Raw genomic sequence first — 6,577 nt, 5'->3', positions numbered from 1 at the left:
ATCGTCGGGCCCCGGGCCGTTCGGGTCCAGCGGCAGCTGGGAGGGGTGGTGGGAGGCCGGCGGCGACTCGCCGTCCCCGGTGGCGGCCACCGCTCCGGCCTCGACGGGGCCGTGGCCGGTCGTCGACCGCGACGCGGCGCCGATCCGCCCCCGCCCGCCCGTGGCGGCGCCGCCCGCCCGCGTCCGACCGGGCCCGTCCACCGGACCGATCACCTGGGTCGATCCGCCCGAACCGGCCGGCGGGTCCGGGCACCGCGACCCGCTGCCGTCCGGGCGGACCCTGTTCAACCCGGACGCCGAGCTGCGCAGGCGGGTCCCGCAGGCCAACCTGGCCCCCGAGCTGCGCGACGCGCCGCAGGCGCCGCAGCACGCCCCGGCCGCCCCCGTGCCGCCCAGCCACACCCGCGCCGCCGCCTCCGCGCTGTCGCGCTACCAGGCCAGCCGGGAGGCCGCCCGGGCCGCCGTCGGAGACGGTCCCGGCGCACTGGCCAACGACCGTTCGGCGTTACACGATGGTCCGATCGCGACAGAACAGACCGCCGAACGTTATATGGCGAGCCGTCCGGGCGAGACAGTCCCAGGACGGGGGACGGGTCGACCCCGACCATCCTCCGGCCCGGACGACGTCCCCCTCGACGTGGCAGGAGACGAGCCATCAACAGCACCGGAGCACACGCCCCCACCTGGGCGGACGGCGGAGGAACCCGCGCGGCCCGGGACCGGTCCCGGCGCCGCGGCGACGGGTGCGGTGAGCGACGGAACGGTCACGGGTGAGAATCGTGCGATGCACAGCGACGCCACCGAGCCGGCCCGCGACACCCGCGAGGACGGCGCCCCAGCCGCGCCCGAGCCGACGGGCGGCGAGCGCTGATGGCCGACAACCTGGGCTGGCTGCTGACCGATTTCAGCCGGACGACCGCCGGCGTGCTGAACGCCATGCTGGTCTCGGCCGACGGGCTGAAGCTGGCCACGACCCCCGACCTCGGCCCGGAGCTGTCCGACCAGCTGGCCGCGGCCTCGTCCGGGCTGGTCAGCCTGGCCCGCGGGACGGCTGCGCTGCTCGACGCCGGACCGGTGAGCCAGACCATCCTGGAGATGGACCGCGGTTACCTCTTCGTCACCGCGATCGCGCACGGGTCGAGCCTGGCGGTGCACGCCGACCGCAACTGCGACATCGGCAGCGTGGGCTACGAGATGACGCTGCTGGCGACCAGGGTCGGGCACGCACTCGACCCGCAGCCCCGCGCCGCGGCGGGCAACCGCGCCCGCTGACCGCCCCGTGGCGGGGGGTGCGCCGTGCCGGTTGACCACGGCCCGCTGCCGCTGAAGATCGTCGTGGCCGGCGGCTTCGGCGTCGGCAAGACCACCATGGTGCGCGCGCTCTCGGAGATCCCCCCGCTGCTCACCGAGGAGGCCATGACCAACGCCTCCATCGGCGTCGACGACCTCAGCGTCGTCCCCGACAAGCGCACCACCACGGTGGCGATGGACTTCGGCCGGATCAGCGTCGACGACTCGCTGATCCTGTACCTGTTCGGCACCCCCGGCCAGGACCGGTTCTGGTTCATGTGGGACGAGCTGGCCCGCGGCGCGGTCGGCGCCGTCGTCCTGGTCGACCTGCGCCGCATCGACGAGTGCTTCGCCGCGGTGGACTACTTCGAGAACCGCGGGCTGCCGTTCGTGGTGGCGATCAACGGCTTCCCGCAGACCACCGGGTTCAGCCCGGACGCGGTCCGCGAGGCGCTGGCGCTGGCGCCCGGCACCCCGGTCATGCACATGGACGCCCGCGACCACGACTCCTGTCTGGACACCCTCGTCCGGCTGGTCGAGCACGCCCTGAGCCGCAGCGCGATGGCGACCTGACCGCCTTCGGTGTTCTTGAGGGCCTCCTTTGAGGGGCCTCCGCGGCAGGCGACCCCGGAAGTCCCTGCCGTGGGCGGAATGGCCGCTTCGCGGCCAACTCCGCAGCCGGGCCAGGGCGGGCGGGGCGTCCTCGCAGCGCCCGGTGCAGCGCCGGCTGGGTCGCCGCAGACCGCCGGCGGGCTGCGAGCACATCGCCGGCTCTGCGAAGACCCCGAATCGCATGATCGACTCGACCGGGAGGGGCCTCGGCCCGAGACCGAACGGCAGCCCGACGCCCTCCCGCCACACCCACCACGCCCACCTGCTGGTCGTCTTCGCAGGGCCCCCCTGGTCTTCGCAGGGTCCACAGCACCTGCGAAGACCGCAAGCCCCTGCGAAGACCCCAAACCCCCACCCCGCACCCCGGCACCGAACGGGAGCCCGGCGTCCCCCGAGCCCCCTGCTCGATCAGAGGTCGCCTCCGCGCAGGAGCCGCCGGAGGCCCCTCAAGCCCGCCGCAGGCCCACGCCGGACGCGCGGCTCGATGGTCCCCGACGGGCCCCGGTACGCCAACCCACCGGCCCGTAGGGTCCGGGCGTGAAGGTCGTGCTCGCCTCTGCCTCCCCCGCCCGCCTGTCCGTGCTGCGCGCCGCCGGGCTCGACCCGGCGGTCGAGGTCGCCGACCTCGACGAGGAAGCCCTGCTCGACGGCGCGACCGGGGCCACCCCCGCCGCGAAGGTGACGATGCTGGCCTCGGCCAAGGCGACCACGATCGCCCGGCGCATCGCCGACACCGTGCCCGAGGCGATCGTCATCGGCTGCGACTCGATGCTGCACATCGACGGCGAACTGGTCGGCAAGCCGGGCACGCCCGAGCAGGCCGCCGAGCGCTGGAAGGCCATGGCCGGCGGCCGCGGCGAGCTGGTCACCGGGCACGCCGTGCTGCGCACCGCGGACGGCGGGATCGACCGCGCCGTCGAGGGGCACGCCGTCACCGGGGTGCGCTTCGCCGAGCCCGACCCGGCGGAGCTGGGCGCCTACATCGCGACCGGTGAGCCGCTGGTGGTCGCCGGGGCGTTCACCCTCGACGGGCTGGGCGGGTGGTTCGTCGAGGGCATCGACGGCGACCCGTCCAACGTGATCGGGATCAGTCTGCCGCTCACCCGGAAGTTGCTGGCCGCGGTCGGTGTGCGCGTCACGGACCTGTGGGAAAGCGACTAGTTTTGGGGCATGGCGCTTCCCGCTGACACCGATGCCAAGCTCGCCGAGTACGCCCACCCCGAGCGCCTGGTCACCACCGAGTGGCTGGCCCAGAACCTCGGGGCTGCTGGCCTCGTCGTCGTCGAGTCCGACGAGGACGTGCTCCTCTACGACACCGGGCACATCCCGGGCGCGGTCAAGGTCGACTGGCACACCGAGCTGAACGACCCCGTCACCCGCGACTACGTCGACGGCGAGCGGTTCGCCCGGATCTGCGGCGAGCGCGGCATCTCCCGCGACAGCACGGTCGTGTTCTACGGCGACCGCAACAACTGGTGGGCCACCTACGCGCTGTGGGTGTTCGCCCTGTTCGGCCACGCCGACGTGCGCATCCTCGACGGCGGCCGGGCCAAGTGGGTCGCCGAGGGCCGGGAGCTGACCACCGAGCAGCCCAAGCCGGAGCCGGCCGAGTACCCGGTCGTCGAGCGCGACGACCGCACCCTGCGGGCGTTCAAGGAGGACGTGCTCGCCCACCTGGGCAAGCCGCTGGTCGACGTGCGCTCGCCCGGCGAGTACTCCGGCGAGCTGCTGCACATGCCCGACTACCCCCAGGAGGGCGCGGTCCGCGGCGGGCACATCCCCGGCGCGGCCAGCGTGCCGTGGGCCAAGGCGGCCGCCGAGGACGGCACGTTCAAGCCGCGCGCCGAGCTGTCCGCGCTCTACGAGCAGGAGCAGGGCCTGTCGCCGTCCGACGACGTCGTCGCCTACTGCCGCATCGGTGAGCGCTCCAGCCACACCTGGTTCGTGCTGACCCACCTGCTGGGCTTCGAGAAGGTCCGCAACTACGACGGCAGCTGGACCGAGTGGGGCAACTCGGTGCGCGTGCCCATCGTGCAGGGGTCGGAGCGCGGAACCGCATGAGCGCGTCAGCGTTCCCCGCAGGGGTCGCGCCGAAGGCGCCTGGAGCCACAGCATGAGCGCGTCAGCGTTCCCCGCAGGGGTCGCGCCGAAGGCGCCTGGAGCCACAGCATGAGCGCGTCAGCGTTCCCCGCAGGGGTCGCGCCGAAGGCGCCTGGAGTCACAGCATGAGCGATCTGCCCCCGGCGTTGGCCGAACTCGTCGACGACTTCGCCGATGTCGGCCCGAAGGACCGGCTGCAGCTGCTGCTGGAGCTGTCCCAGGAGCTGCCCGACCTGCCCCAGCGCTACCAGGACGCGGCCGCGACCATGGAGCAGGTCCACGAGTGCCAGTCGCCGCTGTTCCTGGCCGTCGAGGTCGACGACGACGCCGACCGGCGCGTCCACCTGTTCTTCTCCGCGCCCCCGGAGGCCCCCACGACCAGGGGCTTCGCCGGGATCATGGTCACCGGGCTGGACGGCGAGCCGGCCGCGGACGTGCTCGCCGTTCCCGACGACTTCTACACGGCGCTGGGCCTGGCCCAGGCGGTGAGCCCGCTGCGGCTGCGCGGGATGGCCGCGATGCTCGCCCGGATCAAGAAGCAGGTGCGCGCCGCCACCGCGTCCTGACGCTGCGCCACCGGCCCCCTCGGGCGATCACCGCTGCCCGACGGGGCCGGACCGGCAACCTCAAGTCCTGGTGAAGAACGTGGTCCAGGTCATCCCCCGCCGCGAGACTGTGCCACATCACACAGGCCTCACCATCAGCGAGCGCGGGGGGTGTCCACGGATGACCGAGGCAGCCGACACCTGGGGGATCAGCAGCGGTTCGTTCCTGGCGTTCTACGCCGTCCTGGCCGTCGTCGTCCTGCTGGTGTGCCGCGGCGCGCGGCGCTCGCTGGCCGACCCGCGCGGGCAGGTCGGCGAGCCCGACACCCGGCGCCACCCGCACGACCTGGCCTTCCTCAACGGCGGCCCGCCGCTGGCGGTGTACTCCGCGCTCAGCGCGATGAACCTGCGCGGCACCATCACCTCCGAGCGCGGGACCGTGCGGGCGGCGGGCCGGCTCGACCCCGGCCCGGACGAGCTGGAGCGCTCGATCCACCGCGCCGCGGCCTCCGGGGTGCACCGCAACCGGCTCATCACCCACCACTCGGTGTGCACCGTGCTGGACGCGTCCAAGCAGCGGCTGGTCAAGGCCGGTCTGCTGCTGTCGGACGAGCAGCGCGGCCGGATCCGCCGGGTCGGGCTGTGGATGGTCGCCGTCGCGCTGCTCGGGCTGCTGCGGGTGCTGGCCGGCATGTCGAACGCGCAGCCCGTCGGGTTGGTGACGGCGATGATGGTCGCGGTCAGCGTCGTGGCGATCTTCCTGCTGGCGCGGGCGCCGAGCCGGGCGAAGGCGGGCGACCGGCTGCTGGCCCGGCTGCGCACCGAGCAGCACGGGTTGGCCCCGGCCAACCGACCCGACTGGGCGGTCTACGGCCCGGAGGGCGCGGCCCTGGGCATCGGGATCTGGGGCATGAGCGCGCTGTGGGCGTCCGACCCGGTCTTCGCCGACGAGCTCGCCCTGCAGCGCCAGGCCTCCACCGGCGACGGCGGCAGCGGCGGTGGGGGCGACAGCGGCGGGGGGAGCGACGGCGGCGGGGGCGGCGGCGGGGGCGGCTGTGGGGGCGGCGGCTGCGGTGGCTGAGTCGGCCGAACTCCCGGTCGGGGTCGGGATCGGCTGGCGGCCGGAGATCGCGGCCGCCGTCGACGCCCTGCCCGACCTGGCCTTCTGCGAGGTGATCGCCGAGGGTCTCGCTCCCGCAGTTCCACCTCGAGGGGTGGTGGAACTGCGGGAGCGGGGGGTCCCGGTGGTGCCGCACGGGGTGCGGCTCTCGCTCGGCGGCACCGACCCGGTCGAGCCGGCCCGCGTCGCGCACCTGGCGGCCTGCGCCCGCGCGCTCGACGCCCCGCTGGTCAGCGAGCACGTCGCGTTCGTGCGGGCCGGCGGGCGGGAGGCCGGGCACCTGCTGCCGGTGCCGCGCACCGCGGAGGCGCTCGACGTCCTGGTGGGCAACGTGCGGCGCACGCAGGCCGAGCTGGACGTGCCGCTGGCCCTGGAGCCGATCGCCGCCCTGTTCGACTGGCCGGACGACCACTACGCCGAGGGCGACTTCCTCACCGAACTGCTCGACCGCACCGGCGCCCTGCTGCTGCTCGACGTGGCCAACGTGTTCGCCAACGCCGTCAACCGCGGCCGGGACCCGGACGCCGTGCTCGCCCGCTTCCCGCTCGACCGCGTCGCCTACGTGCACGTCGCAGGCGGCGTCGAGCACGACGGCTTCTACCACGACTCGCACACCGCGCCCGTCCCGCGCGAGGTCGTCGGGTTGCTCGACCGGCTCGACCGGGCCGCCCCGGTGATGCTGGAGCGCGACGGCAGCTACCCGCCCGCGGCCGAGCTGGCCGCCGAGCTGGCGACCATCGCCGGCGCCGTACACGCATGAGCGCCGACCTGGCGGCCCGGCAGGCCGAGCTGGTGGCCGCGCTGGTCGCCGACGGCCCGCTGCCGGCCGGCTTCGACGCCGACCGCGTCGACGCCGCCCGGCGGGCGCTGCTGCGCAAGCGGGCGGGCGAGGCGGCGAAGGCCTGGCCGG

The 6,577-nt window shown here is 74.8% G+C and carries 9 protein-coding genes; all 9 read left to right on the top strand.

Annotated elements, in window-relative coordinates; all coding sequences use genetic code 11:
• Positions 1 to 871 (top strand): hypothetical protein (locus KIK08_RS36080; RefSeq protein ID WP_214407809.1); only part of this gene is annotated, 871 nt, incomplete at its 5' end.
• Positions 871 to 1,272, top strand: a complete 402-nt coding sequence (locus KIK08_RS36075) for a roadblock/LC7 domain-containing protein (RefSeq protein WP_214407808.1) — start codon at positions 871 to 873, stop codon at positions 1,270 to 1,272. The genes KIK08_RS36080 and KIK08_RS36075, both read left to right, overlap by 1 nt.
• A 24-nt stretch (positions 1,273 to 1,296) precedes the next feature.
• Positions 1,297 to 1,863, top strand: coding sequence for a GTP-binding protein (locus KIK08_RS36070; protein ID WP_308258113.1), 567 nt, complete (start codon positions 1,297 to 1,299; stop codon positions 1,861 to 1,863).
• Between the two features lie 576 nt (positions 1,864 to 2,439).
• Entirely contained in the window at positions 2,440 to 3,063 is a 624-nt protein-coding gene (locus KIK08_RS36065) for a Maf family protein (protein ID WP_214407807.1), read from the top strand.
• A 9-nt stretch (positions 3,064 to 3,072) separates the two neighbouring features.
• The gene (locus tag KIK08_RS36060) at positions 3,073 to 3,963 is read left to right on the top strand and encodes a sulfurtransferase (RefSeq protein ID WP_214407806.1); all 891 of its coding nucleotides are present in this window, start codon (positions 3,073 to 3,075) and stop codon (positions 3,961 to 3,963) included.
• 164 nt (positions 3,964 to 4,127) lie between these two features.
• Positions 4,128 to 4,568, top strand: coding sequence for a SufE family protein (locus KIK08_RS36055; RefSeq protein ID WP_214407805.1), 441 nt, complete (start codon positions 4,128 to 4,130; stop codon positions 4,566 to 4,568).
• A 160-nt stretch (positions 4,569 to 4,728) separates the two neighbouring features.
• Positions 4,729 to 5,628, top strand: a complete 900-nt coding sequence (locus KIK08_RS36050; RefSeq protein ID WP_214407804.1) for a TIGR04222 domain-containing membrane protein — start codon at positions 4,729 to 4,731, stop codon at positions 5,626 to 5,628.
• Complete coding sequence (locus tag KIK08_RS36045) at positions 5,621 to 6,427, top strand: MbnB/TglH/ChrH family RiPP precursor modification enzyme (protein WP_214407803.1); 807 nt, start codon at positions 5,621 to 5,623, stop codon at positions 6,425 to 6,427. Before KIK08_RS36050 ends, KIK08_RS36045 begins: the two co-directional genes overlap by 8 nt.
• Positions 6,424 to 6,577, top strand: a 154-nt coding sequence (locus tag KIK08_RS42375) for an SCO6045 C-terminal-like domain-containing protein (protein ID WP_491063195.1), incomplete at its 3' end; no start/stop codon positions are given. The genes KIK08_RS36045 and KIK08_RS42375, both read left to right, overlap by 4 nt.

Source organism: Pseudonocardia lacus, from assembly GCF_018531445.1.
In the GTDB taxonomy this organism is placed as follows: domain Bacteria; phylum Actinomycetota; class Actinomycetes; order Mycobacteriales; family Pseudonocardiaceae; genus Pseudonocardia; species Pseudonocardia lacus.
Note: the sequence above shows the minus strand (reverse complement) of the source record. Positions and strands in the feature narration are given on the sequence as shown.